Raw genomic sequence first — 15322 nt, 5'->3', positions numbered from 1 at the left:
CTCGTTTATTGTATTTTCCTACCATATCATAACAAAAAATCTCAATCTATCAAGAGAAGAAATCGAGTAGGAGGGAGCGATTAACTCCCGTCCTCTCACACCACCGTACGTACGGTTCCGTATACGGCGGTTCAATTAAGATAATTGACGCAAGTTTTCATAACGAGCTTCAAGACTTTTCAGCCCTTGGTTTCTCCAATAGGAGTTACCAAGGGTTCTGTGTAATATTGGACTATTTGAAATACGCCAATAACTCTTCCGAGTATTTCCCCATTCATACGCTTGCCATTGTGGTACGCCAAGTTGAATAAGGTTGCGTATCTTTGTTTTCGGTTTCTTCCAGTTCTTCCATAGACACATTCGAAGTCTTCTACGAATCCATTTATCTAATTCAAGGAATATAGATTTGGTGTCTGCTAACGCAAAATATCCACACCATCCCATTAGATATTGATTCAGTTTCTGAATGCGGTATTCCATCGGGTAGGGCATCTTGCGTGATGTGATTTCACGAACTTTATTCTTCATTCGTTTAAGGCTTTCTTTTGCGATACGAACCTTTGGCTCTTTATGATAGGTATAGCTAAATCCTAGAAACTTACGTTTCCATGGACGGTCGACCGCTGATTTCTTTTCATTTACTTTCAGTCGTAGTTTTCCTTCAATGAATCGTTGAATGCTTGCCATTGTGCGAAGTCCTGCTCGTTTACTTTTCACGTAAATGTTACAGTCATCCGCATATCGAACGAATTTGTGTCCTCTTCTTTCCAATTCTTTATCTAGTTCATCTAGTACAATGTTAGATAGTAGCGGACTTAATGGTCCTCCTTGTGGAGTTCCTTCTAATGTGCTTGACACCACACCATTAATCATGACTCCCGATTGTAAATACTTACGAATCAATTTCAGTAATGGTTTATCTTGGATTCTCTTCGCGAGTGTACCCATTAATCTGTCATGGTTGACCTTATCAAAGAATTTCTCCAAGTCCATATCTACAACCCATCGATGTCCATCTCTTATATATTCTTTCGCTTTCCTCACCGCATCATGGGCACTTCGGTTTGGTCTAAATCCGTAGCTGTTTTCAGAGAATGTAGGGTCATACACTTTTGAAAGTACTTGGGCGATTGCTTGTTGAATCAAACGGTCTGTTACGGTAGGGATTCCTAGTAAACGAACACCGCCGTCAGGTTTCGGGATTTCGACTCTGCGGACTGGCATTGGTTCATAAGTTCCCTTGAGAATTGCCTCCTTAATAGATAGCCAGTTTTCGACTATGTGCTGTCGTAGGTTTTGTACGGGCATCATATCTACTCCGTGGCTTCCTTTATTCTGTTCTACACGTTTTAGTGCTTGAAGCATGTTCTCCCGTGACAGGATTTGATTCAAAAGCATCGTTATTCTCCTTCCGTGAATAGCTGTTCTCTTTATGCCAGTGGTCACTCCACCCTCCAAGAGGTCCCCCACGGGATTCACCGCTTCCTTCCTCAAGTGAGGTACTACGTTTTCTGTGTTCATCATGACTCACTGAATGCCAAGGGCTATTCTCTCTTAATTGTTCGGTCCTTCTTAGTAGTTCTAAACCAACTAATACTATGACCTCTGCTGACTTCTGACGGTTCAGCTACTTATCACTAAGTAGGTTATGAAGCGTACTTCACATATCCGCCAGACCTCCCCGGGTAAGTACATGCACTTTCACACCATCTATCCGCCTCATTTACTCGATATGACCTTCGACAGAAAGAGCTTTGTTTTGTTTTGCAAACTCACTCAATCATACCTAGCCTTATATGAGGTTCGTGTTCCTCGGACCGGTGTTTTGCCTCCAGCTTCCTTCAGATTCCGCGTCACCACGGACACCCTTTCGTTGAGCTAACCTCTACTTCTGTCTTCGGGGTTCGGGACTTACACCCTATAGTTCATGTACATGCCGGGCGCACAAACAAAAAGGAGTGCGATTGAACGCACCCCTTTTTTAATAACGGCGGAATGGCGGGTAAAACGGAGGGTAGTATGGATAGTAAGGATAATATGGATAGTTAGGTGGATAATAAAATTGCTGTGGATAAAAGACATTTCCTAATAATCCACCTAAAAATCCACCAATAAACGGATAGCCAAAGTTACTAAATCCATCACGATGATGGTATCCAGGACGTTGATTATGGCGATAACCAGTCATAGTAAACCTCCTTTTCTTTGATAACATATGTAAGAAAAAGAGGCAAAGCTATGTGAATTGCCTAATGTGAACATTTATCATATATGAAATGTAAAATCTTTGATAAATGTCGCAAGTGTTCTAACCATCACACCTGTTGCACCTTTTGGCCCCAACTCATGGGGTTTTGTAGTATCAGATGTCCCGGCAATATCTAAATGAATCCACGGTGTATTTTCTACAAATTCTCCAACAAATCCACCTGCAAAAATCATATGTCCATCGCTTCCAGGAGAGTTATTTAAATCTGCAATTTGTGAATCACGGATGCGTTTTTTATCCCTTTCAGTAAGCGGCATGCCCCAAACAAATTCTCCAGTTTTCACACTTGCTTCAATAAAAGCATCGAAAAACGCTTCGTTATTCGATAATGCGCCCGTTTTATCATATCCTAAAGCTGTGATGACCCCGCCTGTTAACGTAGCCACATCAATTAAATAATCGGCTCCTTGTTGTTTTGCATAAGTGACTGCATCGGCTAAAACGAGACGGCCCTCTGCATCGGCATTTTTAATTTCCACCGTTTTTCCACTGTAAGTCGTGATGACATCATCAGGTTTAAAGGCATCTCCTGAAATCATGTTGTCAGTTGCGCCAATAACTGCGACAACATTCTTTTTTGGCTTCATTTCTCCAATAATTTTCATGGCTCCAAGTACCGATGCAGCTCCCCCCATATCTCCTTTCATGCCTACCATTCCAGTTTTCGATTTGATGGAGTAGCCTCCTGTATCATAAGTTACTCCTTTTCCAACTAATCCAATTACGTCTTTCCATTCTTCTGTTCCCTTATATTTTAATGTAATAACTCTCGGTTCATTCGTTGAGCCTCTATTTACCGCTAAAATGCCTCCCATTCCTAATTCTTCGAGTTGTTCCTTATTTAATATTTCTACTTCAAAGCCATAGTTGTTTGCCAAATTCACAGCATATTCCGCTAAATCAGTTGCTTTCAATATATTCGGTGGCAAATTCACCAACGTTCTTGCTTCATTCACTGCATCTGCGTAAATCTTTCCAAGTTTGTAGCTTTCAACAATTTCATCAATATCTGCATTCGTAACGAATTGAACTTCATCCAAATAAACTTCCGGTTCATTAGAAGTTGTTTTATAATGGGGAACTTGATAAAAACCCATGCCACTCCCTTCAGCAAATAAAAACGCAATATCTTTTTCTTGAATAGGATCTGCTGTAAAAGATTCTAACCAAATCGTAAATCGATTCGCTTTCATCTCCCGAAGTTTTTTGCCCACTAATCCAAATATGTCTCGCAATTCATTACGCGTTAATGTTTTCGTATCACCTAATCCTACAAATAATATTCGTTGTAAATGTTCATTAGCTCCCAAATAAGGAATCTTTGTTAATTTTTTGCGCTCCGTTTCGATATCTCCAGTACGAATCCATTTTTCAACATGTTCTCCGTAAAATGATACGAATTCTTTCCATCCTTTAATATGGTCGCAGTTTTTTTGAACTCCCACAATTAACAATTCAGTCGATATTTGTTCAAAGGATTTTCTCTCTTTTTGAATAATCATCTTTAACCTCCAAATAGAATTCATTGTATACGAGCTTCAATATATCTATCCACTATAAGTATAACCCAATTTTTATGAGGAAGTGGACTAGTATCATGAAGCCAAAATTGCTTTGAAGTTCCTTTTATTTGTCTCATATCCTAAACAAATTCGCTAACAAAAAAATTAAATAATTAAGAAATTTTTTACTTCAAAACGTTAATTGTTGTATATTAGTTATGCTATACTTATGGAAAGACGTGAAAGGAAGGGTTTTTACGGTTTGGCAATATTTCAAAACGCACCATTACTTCTAGCGATATTCTCAATTTTTTTTGCACAATTTATTAAAGTACCCATACATTTTTTGTTTACAAAAGAAATTAACTGGTCTCTTTTAACGTCTACAGGCGGCATGCCTAGTTCTCATTCAGCTGCAGTGACAAGTCTTGCTACTGCAATCGGATACGAGACCGGTTTTGACTCACCTGTATTTGCCATTGCTGCATTGTTTGCTGGAATCGTAATGTATGATGCTAGCGGCGTACGATATCAGGCAGGTCAACATGCAGCTATGTTAAACAAGATACGCCAAGAGTTAACCATATTCTTTAGGGATATGAAACATTGGACTGATAAACATGAACATGAAAAACACGAAGAATTAAAAACATTGTTAGGTCATAAGCCGAATGAAGTATTATCTGGTGCCATAACTGGTATTCTAATTTCCTTCATATTTTATTCTTTCATCATATAAAAAGGATATATCCAAAAGCGTCTTTCACTTTTGGATATATCCTTTTTTAAAACATTCGATAACCGTTCTTTCTTAATATAATCATAACAATACCCGCAACAATTGTACCTACAAATCCACCAGACAAAATGGCGATATCCACCACTTGAAGAGATAAAACTTTATCCCACAAAGCAGGCCATGCGACAGTAGGTTTGAATATATAATCTAAAAAACTCACTTCATCAATAATAAAAATAACGACAATCGGATATAAGATCGTCATTAACCATGTCATACGAAGAAGCATATTTAATAAGAAACCGATTCCAAAAAACATAACAAAAAATAGTACAATCGAGATCACTAATTGAACAATTGATACAGAACCACCCATGTATGTATAACCTCCATTTTCCTTTACCTAGTTTAACCTAATTAAGTTGTCCTTTCAAATGGAAAAACAAATCATTATTAAAATTAAAAGTCTAGCATTCCAACTATAGAATGCTAGACTTAAATTTATGTTATACCGCTTCTCCTACCGCTTTACCATTTACAAATCTTGGACTATTCCATAGATTAATCCATGATTTAATAGCCGTAATCACAACAACAACACCTAAAATCAACATTATGACGGATAATATGCCATTTAATACAGAATAACCAGATGCTGCTGGATTCCAGTACACGTTTTTGATCATCCAAATTCCTGCAACATTTACTGATATATATAAATATACTAATGGAATAATACAAGTTAAAACATAAATCCGTTTTGTTGCAATTTTTAATACAACCGTTGCACCAATAACTAATCCAATGGAAGCCATTAGCTGGTTAGATACACCGAATAACGCCCAAATTGGTCCAATTTCACCTGTGTACAGTAAATACCCCCACATGAAACACGCTAAAGCACTAGCAATGATTGTACCAGGCAACCAATCTGTCCGTTTTAACGGTTTGATGACATCTCCTAAGAAATCTTGAATTAAGTAGCGGGCTACACGAGTACCTGCGTCGATTGCAGTTAAGATGAACACCGCTTCAAACATGATGACAAATTGGTAGAAGTAACCGCTCATTTCTGTGAACCATGGCACTCCAGTAAAAATTTGTGTCATCCCTACTGCAAGGGATACGGCACCGCCCGTTCTTCCCTCTAAATCAATACCTATCGCTTGTGATAATTGAGGTAAGTTGACAACTTCCATTCCTAATGTGGCAAATACTGCTGGAGCTGCATTGATTGCGAAATAATCAGCAGGATGCAAAGAAGTAGCTGCAACAAGCGCCATTACCCCTACTAAACTTTCGACTAGCATAGCTCCAAATCCTACAACGCGAATATCTTCCCATTTATCTAACATCTTAGGCGTTGTTCCAGATCCAATGAATGCATGGAAACCAGAAATGGCACCACAAGCAATGGTAATTGAAACAAATGGCCATACAGGACCTGCAATGATTGGCCCTCCACCATGAATAAATTCTGTTACTGCTGGGAATTGAATAACAGGGTTAACGAAAAATACCCCAATAATTAAAGCTATAAATACCCCAATTTTCATAAAGCTTGATAAATAATCCCTTGGTGCAAGCAAAAACCATACCGGCAATGCCGCAGCAAAAAATGCATAAATCGGTAAGATCAACGCCAAAGTTTGGCGATCTAACGTCAACCAATCACCAAGCACTGTTCCTTGAATATACGGTCCAACAAAGACGCCGATCATTAATAAAATGAATCCAACCGTAGATGTTACAACTAAGTTACCAGTCTTTTTATAGGCAATCCCAACAAGCATAGCAATTGGGATTGTAATTCCTACTGCAAAAGTTCCCCACGGATTTCTTTCTAATGCACCAAGCACTACCATGGAAAGACCAGCCATTGTTATCGTAATGATGAATAACATAGCAAGACCTGTACAGAATCCTGCAACCGGCCCCAGCTCCTCTTTCATCACTTCAGAAAGGGATTTCCCTTTTTTGCGCATGGATGCAAATAATACAACGGCATCATGTACTGCTCCACCAATCACCGCACCAATTAACAACCATAGTAAACCTGGTAAATATCCAAATTGTGCAGCAAGTACAGGTCCAACAAGCGGCCCAGCTGCAGCGATTGCGGCGAAGTGATGTCCGAATGCTACCCATTTGTTCGTCGGCACATAGTCTTGCCCATCGTTTAATTCATGGGCAGGTGTTGGTGTTTTTTCATTGATTAACAAAACTTTTTTTGTAAAAAAATAACCATATAATCGGTATCCAATCACGAGTATACAGATGGCACCGATTACAATAGAAAGTCCATTCATAAAATTCCCCCATCCCTTAGTATTTATTTCTTGGAATAACTACTAACAGAATCGATTTCTATTTTAAAATAACCCCCTTGTCCAATCCCCCTTTAGAAATTGTTGAAAATGTAATAAACAATATGAAATTTCTTTTGTAATAGTATAAAAATTACAACTTTTACAAAAAAATATTTTTTTATCATTATTTTATATTTTTTCAAAAAAATCAATCTCTTTTTTTTTTACTATACTATTATCCTATTCTTTGATTTATTCAATAAAGTTTCAAAGATTACTTGTTAAAAAACACACGATAGGATGTATATTGAAACCAATCTCCTGGATTAATCCCCTCATTTTTTGATAGCTGATGCTGAATTAAAGTATCACTTGCCATGTTTTGTAGCATGATGGAAGCTTCTCCGCCAGTTAATAATTCCTCGACAGAAAGCCATTTGGCTTCAATTAGTTCGCGTTCTTGAATACAAATCGGTTGCTCTTCATTAATTGGTTTACAAGCAAAAATGGCCATATTATCACTTACTTCTCCTCTTATAACCCCCGTTCTAAATCCAACCATGCCGGTTACGATACAATCAATCCCAGTCTCTTCTTTTACTTCCCGGAGTGCTGCTTCATCAGCAGTTTCACCTAGTTGCACAAATCCTGCTGGAATTGACCATACTCCTTTTAATCCACTATATCTCTTTTTTACAACGAGCCATTTTCCATCTGAATTGACAACAACAGCTCCTGCACCTAACCATACTTTTCCTCGTTCTTTTTTCATATATACTCACCCTTTGTTTAAACTTACCACTATTTTACAACGCTTATAGCTATTTGAATATATCTATAAAACTTTCAGCTATCTCCTTATTTGGTAGTAGCACCTAGTTCACTTAAAAAAATTCATAAAAATAGGCCGCCAGAAATTTCTCTTCTAGACAGCCCAATTAATATAAATCGTTTTAACATTCTTCCGGTGTGCCAGTAACTTTCGCTGTTCTGAAAGATGAACCGCAACCACAAGATGCAATGGCATTCGGATTGTCGATCGTAAATCCACCGCCCATTAACGACTGTTTATAATCAATTTTTGTCCCCATTAAAATAGGGGCATCTTGTTGTGATACTAAAATTTTAATTCCGTGCTGTTCATCGATATAATCATCTTCATTTACATTTTGATCAAAATTCATGCCATAAGTAAGACCACTACAACCACCACCATGAACAGCTAAACGTAAATAAGAACTTTCTTCCTCATTATGTTTTGCCATCTCTTTTACGCGAAATGCAGCTGCTTCTGTTAATTCAATAACTCTTTTTTCTGCACTCATCCGAATCACCTTCCTTAAACAATATAATAACAGTGCAATCATGAATATGACAATGAAACTGCTTTATACACATTATTGTTAAACTCATTTATTGAATCTGCCAGTATAATAGTCTTATAACCTACTGCTCAGGAGGTAGTATATTATGGAAAACCATACAGAAATCTCCCCTTTTTATGTAAAAAAAGTAGTTTGTATTTTTTGTGAAAAAAAATTTCCTACCCTAAAAGTTCGTTCCAAGTTCGTAAAAGTTGAAAATACTGAAACTGATTTTCGTCCCATTTATTCTGATTCGAATGTCAATCCTTTATACTACAATGTATTTGTTTGTCAACACTGCGGCTTTTCCTTCACCGAAGATTTTTCTAAATATTTTGCACCAGGTACACGGGAAAAAATTCAAGAGCAAATTACGAAAAAATGGGTTCCACACAGCTTTAGCGGTGAACGTACAATAGCCCAAGCAATACAATCATATAAACTCGCACTCGTTTGCGGTAATTTAAAAAATGAAAAATTCATTGCAAGAGCAGGTCTTGCTCTTCGAATTGGCTGGCTATATCGTACTCTTCAAAATAAAGAACAAGAAATACGTTTTTTAAAAATTGCCAGAGATTTATATATGGATTCTTACTCAACAGAAGACTATTTAAGCACTGGAATGAGCGGAATCCGTGTTATGTACTTGATTGCTGAACTTTCACGAAGAATCGGGGACATATCAAATGCAACGAGATTCTTCTCAAGAGTAATAGAAAATCAACGACATGGTGGAGAACCTAAAATAATAGAAATGGCTAAGGAACAATGGCAAATCATTCGCGAAGAGCGAAATCAAGGAAATGTAATTACTGAATAAAAAAACGGTGTACTCACTATTCATATTAAATAGAAGAGTACACCGTTTTCAATTAGTTTAGTCGTTTTTCAATTAGAAAACTTGCTCTACTTCAACAATACCAGGTACTTCTTCTAATAATGCGCGTTCGATGCCGGCTTTTAATGTAATTGTAGAGCTTGGGCATGAACCACATGCACCTAGTAAACGTAATTTTACAACGCCGTCTTCCACATCAATTAATTCGCAGTCTCCACCATCGCGTAGTAAGAACGGGCGTAATTTATCTAAAACTTCTTTTACTTGTTCAAATTGTTCAGTATTTGTCATATTCCTCGACTCCTTTCATTAAAATTATTATAATGTGAACAAGAGAAAAAATCCATTATTATCGTAACGAAAGGTGTAATAATATGAATAAAAATATGCCAATTATTGAAGTTTTTGGTGCCGACGTTCTTTGTGCAAGTTGCGTTAATGCACCTTCATCCAAAGACACTTACGAATGGTTAGAAGCAGCGATTAAACGGAAATATCCGAATCAACCATTTACAATTCGCTACATTGATATCAACGAACCGCTAACAGATAAACGGGATCAAGAATATGCTGAACGCATTCATAATGATGAATATTTTTATCCTCTAGTACTTATTAACAATGAAGTTGTCGGAGAAGGATATATCCAAATACAGCCGGTTTTTAAAGCTTTAGAAAAATTAGGTTTTGAGCCTAGCGAGTAATATTAACATACGTTTTCTTCACGTTAAAAATTCGCAAGTATTACAAGGAAAATACTTGCGAATTTTTCATTTAGTTATCGTTTTGACGTTTGTACATCCAAAGCAATCCTGACTTAAGTAAACGTGCAATTCTACCTGTTACCGTTGTATCCGCAATATAAACAAATCCTTGTTTCTTCCCTAAAGATCCCATAAATCCTTTTAATTTGATATCTGGCATTTTTTCTGGTAACGCTTCACCTTTCCAGCGATGTTTTAACACACGAACAATTCGTTCAGCTTGTTCTTCAGCAAGTTGTGCACTGGCTGGCAAATCAGATGAAGCACAGTCTCCTACAACGAAAACATGCTCATCATCAACGAGATGGAAATATTGGTTGACAAGTGGTCGACCTTTATTATCTTTTTCAGCATCCATTTCTCGAACAATTTTCACCGGACGCACACCAGCTGTCCAAACAATGGCATCTGCTTCAATTACTTCATCATGATTATAGATTTTTCCAGGTTCCACTTTTGTAATGTTAGATTCTGCAACGATTTCTACATTATTTTTTTCAAACCACTCTTTTACATACTTACTTAGTTTTTCAGGGAATGAACGTAAAATACGAGAAGATCGGTCAAACAATTTAATTTGTAAATCTGAGCGACTTTCTCTTAATTCACTAGCAATCTCAATACCACTCAATCCTGCTCCTACGATTGCAACGATAGAACCTGGAGGTAAGCCGCATAACATTTCAAACGTTTTGCGAGAGTTTGCTATCGTTTGAATGCTCAATGTATACTCCTCTGCTCCAGGTACACCATGATAATCATCTTCACAGCCTAGACCGATTACTAAATCATCATATGGGATAACCGTTCCATCTTGTAAATGAACCGTTTTTTCCTTACGATCAATTTTTGTAATTTCTCCGTACACCTTTTCTAATCTTGGATGTTCAGGAAAATCAACTCGTACTTTTTTGTCAGTTGTTGTCCCCGCTGCAAGTGCGTAAAACTCTGTTTTTAAACTATGGAACGGATTGCGATCAATTAATGTAATCATCGTATCTTCTGGAATTTGGTTAGGTAGCAATCGAAGCAAAATACGCATGTTGCCATAACCGCCGCCTAGTAATACAAGTTTTTTCATAGAAAACTCCCCTATTTTTTTATTGCTTGCAGTTCACTAAATTTACACAAACATTAGTATATTACATTGTGAGAGATTTCACAATAGTTTTTTGTGAAAGGATTCACATAAAGTTTATTTCATTGACGAATGTAAAATTTAAGAGTAGGATTTTTTTGAGTGAGGTGAACCTTTGTGAATCCGTTAGTAGAATTTTGTATTTCGAATTTAGCAATGGGCTCTCAAGAAACATATGATGTATTGGAAAATGATCCAAATATAGATGTTCTTGAATACGGTTGTTTAAGTTATTGTACAATGTGTTCAGAGAAGTTATATGCTCTCGTCAATGGAGACATGGTTGAAGCTGATACTCCTGAAGAATTGACGAAAAAGATTTATGAATATATTAAAGACAACCCTCTTTTTTAATCATGTCATCATTTCGTTTAGATACAGATTGAAAAATGGCCTGACCAAAAGTACAAACTTTTTGGTCAGGCTCAAATATTTACTATGAATATTTTTAAGCTGTCTCTACGGTAGTCAGGTGGCCACATCAAATGCCCCCTCTCGTCGCATTTTATATGTGATAAATGCAAGTTATAAAGGAGTACCGCAGAAGACAACTAGCTATAACGTATATCTATCATTTATTATGACAAATTTTTGTTACGCTTATAATTCAAATTCACTTAAATCATTAATGCAGTAAGTTGGTTGTACCCCTTTTTCTTTAACTTTCTCCGTATTCACGACACCCGTATTGACATGAACAGTATCGCAGCCAAAGCGAATACCACATAAAATATCCGTATCGTAATTATCTCCAATCATTAGCATCTCATTTTTGTTATAGCCATATTCTTGCTGTATCATTTCTAGCATAACTGGCGACGGTTTCCCCATAAACATTGGTTCCACATTAGAAACTTGACTAACGAGTTTAACAAAAGAACCGTTCCCTGGATGGAACCCTTTTTCTGTTGGGAATTTAATATCTTCGTTCGTTCCAATTAAGGTTGCTCCATTTTGAACAGCAATACAAGCTTTCGTTAATTTTTCATAATCAATTTTTCGATCAATTCCCATTACAACTACATCAGGATTTTCTTCCACTATGTCAATTCCTTCTTGTTGAAGTGCATAACGGATTCCATCCTGGCCAATAACAAATACTTTAGCTTGTCCAAAATGCTTTTTCACATATTTTGCAGTCACTAATGAACTTGAGTAAATTTGTTTTTCAGAAACGTTCAATCCGAACTGCTGAAGTGTTTGTTTAATTTGTGAAGGAGTTTTCGACGAATTATTCGTTACAAAAAAGTAATCTAACTGTTTATCTTCTAATTGATGGATGAATTGGATTGCTGTAGGAATAACTTCTTTTCCACGATATACTGTGCCATCTAAATCAAAACAGTACGCTCGATAGTGCTTCATCAACGATCCTCCGGTAAAAATGCGGACACTGGTCCTAATTCATTTTCCAAATATTGCGTTACTTCTTTTGAAAATGTTTTTAACGCTGGTAATGTATTTTTTAACACTTCATAAACCTTTTCAATTTCTACTTGTGTAAATTCACGGACGATATTTTTGCGTAAACTGATTAATTCTTTGAATGGCTTTTCTTTTTCACTTGCGATAACTTTTTCATCAATCAAAATGTCAATAATATCGTCATAGCTGCCAGGATCTCTCATAATAAAACCGTCAATCATCAAGTTTCCAACGTCGATGACTGATTCAATTGCATTATGTGTAATGCGTTCCAATGCTAATTTTGTTATATCATCTTTTAACCAATCTTCTTTCTGTTCAAAAATGGCGATGATTTCATCTAAATATGATAAAGTTCTCGTAATTTTATTTCTGTCAACAAAATACATGACAAATGCCTCCAATTCAAAAAGTTGATAGTTTTCCCGCTTCTATAGTAACATATTCTGTAGTATTGGAAGGAGACCAAAACAGCGATGGAACGATTTTTCTTATATGATGATATAGAAGATACAAAGACAAGATTTGTCAGCTTTACTGGAAAAAAACTTCGCTATGATTTAGCGATTATGCAATCGACACGTTTTTATGGAAAAGTTCTTGTTTTAGATATGCAATTTGGCCGATTTGCGATTATCGGACCAGATGATTTAGAAGAACCTGGCTATTTAGAACATGTTTTTAATAAAACAGAAGAAGAGGCTGAAGATTTAAGAGAATATTTAATGGAATTATTGTCATAATCAATAAGCCATCTCCAACAAGGGAGATGGCCTTCATTTTCTTATTTTATTTTGTCGTGAGAATACCCCTGCGGAGCTGATACAAGCTTTTCTTGTGGGACTCGGCCAATTTTTCTTAAAATAAAATATGCACACCCAAAATTACAATACTCAAATAAATAATCTTGAACGGTGCTAATTTTATTATCAAAGGTAGATTTTTGATTACGATCATCAAAAAATCCTTTTAATCTAAGTTGACCATATCCCCAATCTCCGACGATATAATCATACTTCGCTAATACGTCCGTATATCGATTTATAAATGCCTCGTCTTGAAAACCGTCACGATAATTTTCAATTAACTCATAGCCAATTCCTTCGACTACAATCACCCAAACCCCTCCAATTCTACGACTAGATCACTTTTTATTTCATTACATCTCTGCTTGGAGTTGTCTAGTTTTCGTTGCTTCATTCACTTGTTCATCCGCATGATAACTACTACGAACTAAAGGACCTGCTTCACAATGTTTGAAACCTTTTTCCATCGCAATTTTTCGAAGTTTTCCAAATTCTAGAGGTGAATAATACTTTTTAACTGGTAAGTGTTTTTTCGTTGGTTGTAAATATTGTCCGATTGTCATGATATCAACATTGTTAGCAAGGAGATCATCCATTACTTCTAAAATTTCATCCCATGTTTCACCGAGTCCGATCATTAAAGAAGATTTTGTCGGAATATCCGGTTGCATTTCTTTTGCTCGGCGCAAAAACTCTAGTGAACGGTCATACGTTGCTTTAGCACGGACTCTCGGAGTAAGTCTTCGAACAGTTTCGATATTATGATTCAAAATATCTGGTCTTGCATCCATGACAATGCGTAAATTGTCCTCTACCCCGCCTAAATCAGAAGGTAGGACTTCAATAGAAGTTTGCGGTGATTTACGTCGAATGGCGCGAATTGTTTCAGCTAATATGCTTGCTCCGCCATCTTTTAAATCATCACGCGCAACCATTGTGATTACGACATGTTTTAAATTCATAATTTTTACTGAATCAGCAACACGTTCTGGTTCTTGTAAGTCCAGCTCATTTGGAAGTCCCGTTTTAACCGCACAGAATCTGCATGCTCGGGTACAAACAGCCCCCAAAATCATCATCGTTGCCGTTCTTCTCTCTCCCCAACATTCATGAATGTTTGGACAACGTGCTTCTTCACAAACAGTATGCAAGTTATTTTCTCGCATTAATTTTTTTAAATCTCGATATTCTTCGTTCGTATTTAACTTTATTTTTAACCATTCGGGTTTCCTTAAAATTTCTTTATTGCTCATTTCGTATCAGCCCCTATCAATTAAGAAAAAATAGTATAACCTACTTGTCAATATATCATGTTAATGCTTTTGCAACAACTAACAATATCGATAAAGTTCATTAATATTATTTTCTATTATTATTCATATGGAACAGGGACTTCAATAGAAGGTTGTGCACCATCTCCACCGTTTGTATAAATATTTGGAACTTGGCTTCTAGTTAGTCCAATTGCGACTGGAATCGTTTGTTCTACAGTAGCAGTTTTACTAGCAAATGGCACGATGATTTGGACATTTACTTTTAAGCGAATGTTCACTTCTACAAGTGCATTATTGATTCCAAACTCTGTTATGGTTGTCGCAACATCACTCGAAACATTTCCAATGATGTGAAAACGTATTGGCACTTTAGGTCCTAAGTTACCTAATAGGGGCAGATTTAACGCTTGAGCAAGTGGAACAAAAAAGACAATGCCGTCCCCTCTTTGAATTTCCGAAACATCATATTCTACATTTTCTAATTCAGGAAGCTGGGACAAGTCTCCCCTTTCCGCCATTTCTAGATGTTCTTTTACGAGGGCTGTCGTTTCCGCGCGGACTTGGTTAATAATTTCAGTATTAAATTTCGTTGTCAACATGTAGTCTGATTCCGTAGGCAAGTCCTCAATTATTTCATTCACATCTAGCACGCTTGAAGTTCTTGCATTGATTGCCTTACTTACTACATGCGAGGCGATTTTATATGTTTGTACTTCAGCATAATCTAAATAGGTTGGCATCAATCGAGAGTTTAAAAAATATAAAAATAATATCACAGTGAATACAAAGCTCATAAGAAATAATGCAAAACGATTTGCTCTTTTTTTTCGTCTATTCGGTGACCGAATCATCATTCTACGAGGTTTTCGTGAAAACAAAAAATCTCCTCCTAGC

19 protein-coding genes are annotated in these 15322 nt (G+C 36.6%); 5 read left to right on the top strand and 14 right to left on the bottom strand.

Going from position 1 to position 15322, the window contains the following annotated elements:
• Positions 1–135 precede the first annotated feature (135 nt).
• The 3 genes from ltrA to NSQ18_RS11775 form a co-directional block, all read right to left on the bottom strand.
• Positions 136–1398 (bottom strand): group II intron reverse transcriptase/maturase, encoded by a 1263-nt coding sequence (ltrA, locus tag NSQ18_RS11785; protein WP_339289584.1) that lies wholly within the window; start codon positions 1396–1398, stop codon positions 136–138.
• Between the two features lie 583 nt (positions 1399–1981).
• The gene (locus tag NSQ18_RS11780) at positions 1982–2188 is read right to left on the bottom strand and encodes a hypothetical protein (protein WP_173658673.1); all 207 of its coding nucleotides are present in this window, start codon (positions 2186–2188) and stop codon (positions 1982–1984) included.
• A 77-nt stretch (positions 2189–2265) separates the two neighbouring features.
• Entirely contained in the window at positions 2266–3771 is a 1506-nt protein-coding gene (locus NSQ18_RS11775; protein WP_339288174.1) for a leucyl aminopeptidase, read from the bottom strand.
• 229 nt (positions 3772–4000) lie between these two features.
• On the opposite strand from NSQ18_RS11775, the gene NSQ18_RS11770 reads away from it, so the two are divergent.
• Positions 4001–4510, top strand: coding sequence for a divergent PAP2 family protein (locus NSQ18_RS11770; protein ID WP_040764839.1), 510 nt, complete (start codon positions 4001–4003; stop codon positions 4508–4510).
• Between the two features lie 46 nt (positions 4511–4556).
• Here NSQ18_RS11770 and NSQ18_RS11765 read toward each other — a convergent pair whose 3' ends face one another.
• From NSQ18_RS11765 to NSQ18_RS11750, 4 genes are all read right to left on the bottom strand, one after another.
• Positions 4557–4886: a YuiB family protein gene (locus NSQ18_RS11765; protein WP_016839300.1), complete on the bottom strand. Its 330-nt coding sequence runs from the start codon at positions 4884–4886 to the stop codon at positions 4557–4559.
• Positions 4887–5016: 130 nt separating this feature from the next.
• Positions 5017–6819 (bottom strand): carbon starvation protein A, encoded by a 1803-nt coding sequence (locus NSQ18_RS11760; RefSeq protein WP_016839299.1) that lies wholly within the window; start codon positions 6817–6819, stop codon positions 5017–5019.
• A gap of 274 nt (positions 6820–7093) precedes the next feature.
• The gene (locus NSQ18_RS11755; RefSeq protein WP_339288171.1) at positions 7094–7591 is read right to left on the bottom strand and encodes an NUDIX hydrolase; all 498 of its coding nucleotides are present in this window, start codon (positions 7589–7591) and stop codon (positions 7094–7096) included.
• A gap of 181 nt (positions 7592–7772) precedes the next feature.
• Positions 7773–8144 (bottom strand): iron-sulfur cluster assembly accessory protein, encoded by a 372-nt coding sequence (locus tag NSQ18_RS11750; RefSeq protein WP_016839297.1) that lies wholly within the window; start codon positions 8142–8144, stop codon positions 7773–7775.
• Positions 8145–8289: 145 nt separating this feature from the next.
• On the opposite strand from NSQ18_RS11750, the gene NSQ18_RS11745 reads away from it, so the two are divergent.
• Complete coding sequence (locus NSQ18_RS11745) at positions 8290–9003, top strand: DUF2225 domain-containing protein (protein ID WP_016839296.1); 714 nt, start codon at positions 8290–8292, stop codon at positions 9001–9003.
• Positions 9004–9075: 72 nt separating this feature from the next.
• Here the strand turns inward: NSQ18_RS11745 and NSQ18_RS11740 are convergent, their stop codons facing one another.
• A complete protein-coding gene (locus NSQ18_RS11740; protein ID WP_016839295.1) occupies positions 9076–9312 on the bottom strand; it encodes a NifU family protein in 237 nt (78 codons plus the stop codon).
• A gap of 83 nt (positions 9313–9395) precedes the next feature.
• Between NSQ18_RS11740 and NSQ18_RS11735 the strand changes: the two genes are divergently transcribed.
• On the top strand, positions 9396–9725 hold the full coding sequence (locus NSQ18_RS11735; RefSeq protein ID WP_016839294.1) for a YuzD family protein: 330 nt from the start codon (positions 9396–9398) through the stop codon (positions 9723–9725).
• 70 nt (positions 9726–9795) lie between these two features.
• Here the strand turns inward: NSQ18_RS11735 and NSQ18_RS11730 are convergent, their stop codons facing one another.
• Entirely contained in the window at positions 9796–10866 is a 1071-nt protein-coding gene (locus NSQ18_RS11730; protein WP_016839293.1) for an NAD(P)/FAD-dependent oxidoreductase, read from the bottom strand.
• Positions 10867–11040: 174 nt separating this feature from the next.
• Between NSQ18_RS11730 and NSQ18_RS11725 the strand changes: the two genes are divergently transcribed.
• Positions 11041–11277, top strand: coding sequence for a YuzB family protein (locus NSQ18_RS11725; protein WP_016839292.1), 237 nt, complete (start codon positions 11041–11043; stop codon positions 11275–11277).
• Positions 11278–11523: 246 nt separating this feature from the next.
• Here NSQ18_RS11725 and NSQ18_RS11720 read toward each other — a convergent pair whose 3' ends face one another.
• Together NSQ18_RS11720 and NSQ18_RS11715 are read right to left on the bottom strand one after the other, a co-directional pair.
• Complete coding sequence (locus NSQ18_RS11720; RefSeq protein ID WP_016839291.1) at positions 11524–12288, bottom strand: TIGR01457 family HAD-type hydrolase; 765 nt, start codon at positions 12286–12288, stop codon at positions 11524–11526.
• Complete coding sequence (locus tag NSQ18_RS11715; protein ID WP_016839290.1) at positions 12288–12737, bottom strand: DUF86 domain-containing protein; 450 nt, start codon at positions 12735–12737, stop codon at positions 12288–12290. Before NSQ18_RS11715 ends, NSQ18_RS11720 begins: the two co-directional genes overlap by 1 nt.
• Positions 12738–12824: 87 nt before the next feature.
• On the opposite strand from NSQ18_RS11715, the gene NSQ18_RS11710 reads away from it, so the two are divergent.
• Positions 12825–13091, top strand: coding sequence for a DUF3055 domain-containing protein (locus NSQ18_RS11710; protein WP_016839289.1), 267 nt, complete (start codon positions 12825–12827; stop codon positions 13089–13091).
• Between the two features lie 41 nt (positions 13092–13132).
• Here NSQ18_RS11710 and NSQ18_RS11705 read toward each other — a convergent pair whose 3' ends face one another.
• From NSQ18_RS11705 to yunB, 3 genes are all read right to left on the bottom strand, one after another.
• On the bottom strand, positions 13133–13465 hold the full coding sequence (locus NSQ18_RS11705; protein ID WP_016839288.1) for a YutD family protein: 333 nt from the start codon (positions 13463–13465) through the stop codon (positions 13133–13135).
• A 42-nt stretch (positions 13466–13507) separates the two neighbouring features.
• Positions 13508–14407, bottom strand: coding sequence for a lipoyl synthase (gene lipA, locus NSQ18_RS11700; protein ID WP_016839287.1), 900 nt, complete (start codon positions 14405–14407; stop codon positions 13508–13510).
• Positions 14408–14526: 119 nt separating this feature from the next.
• Positions 14527–15282 (bottom strand): sporulation protein YunB, encoded by a 756-nt coding sequence (yunB, locus tag NSQ18_RS11695; RefSeq protein WP_026019140.1) that lies wholly within the window; start codon positions 15280–15282, stop codon positions 14527–14529.
• Between the last annotated feature and the right edge of the window lie 40 nt (positions 15283–15322).

It is taken from the genome of Ureibacillus sp. FSL K6-0786, assembly GCF_037965165.1.
In the GTDB taxonomy this organism is placed as follows: domain Bacteria; phylum Bacillota; class Bacilli; order Bacillales_A; family Planococcaceae; genus Ureibacillus; species Ureibacillus thermosphaericus.
Note: the sequence above shows the minus strand (reverse complement) of the source record. Positions and strands in the feature narration are given on the sequence as shown.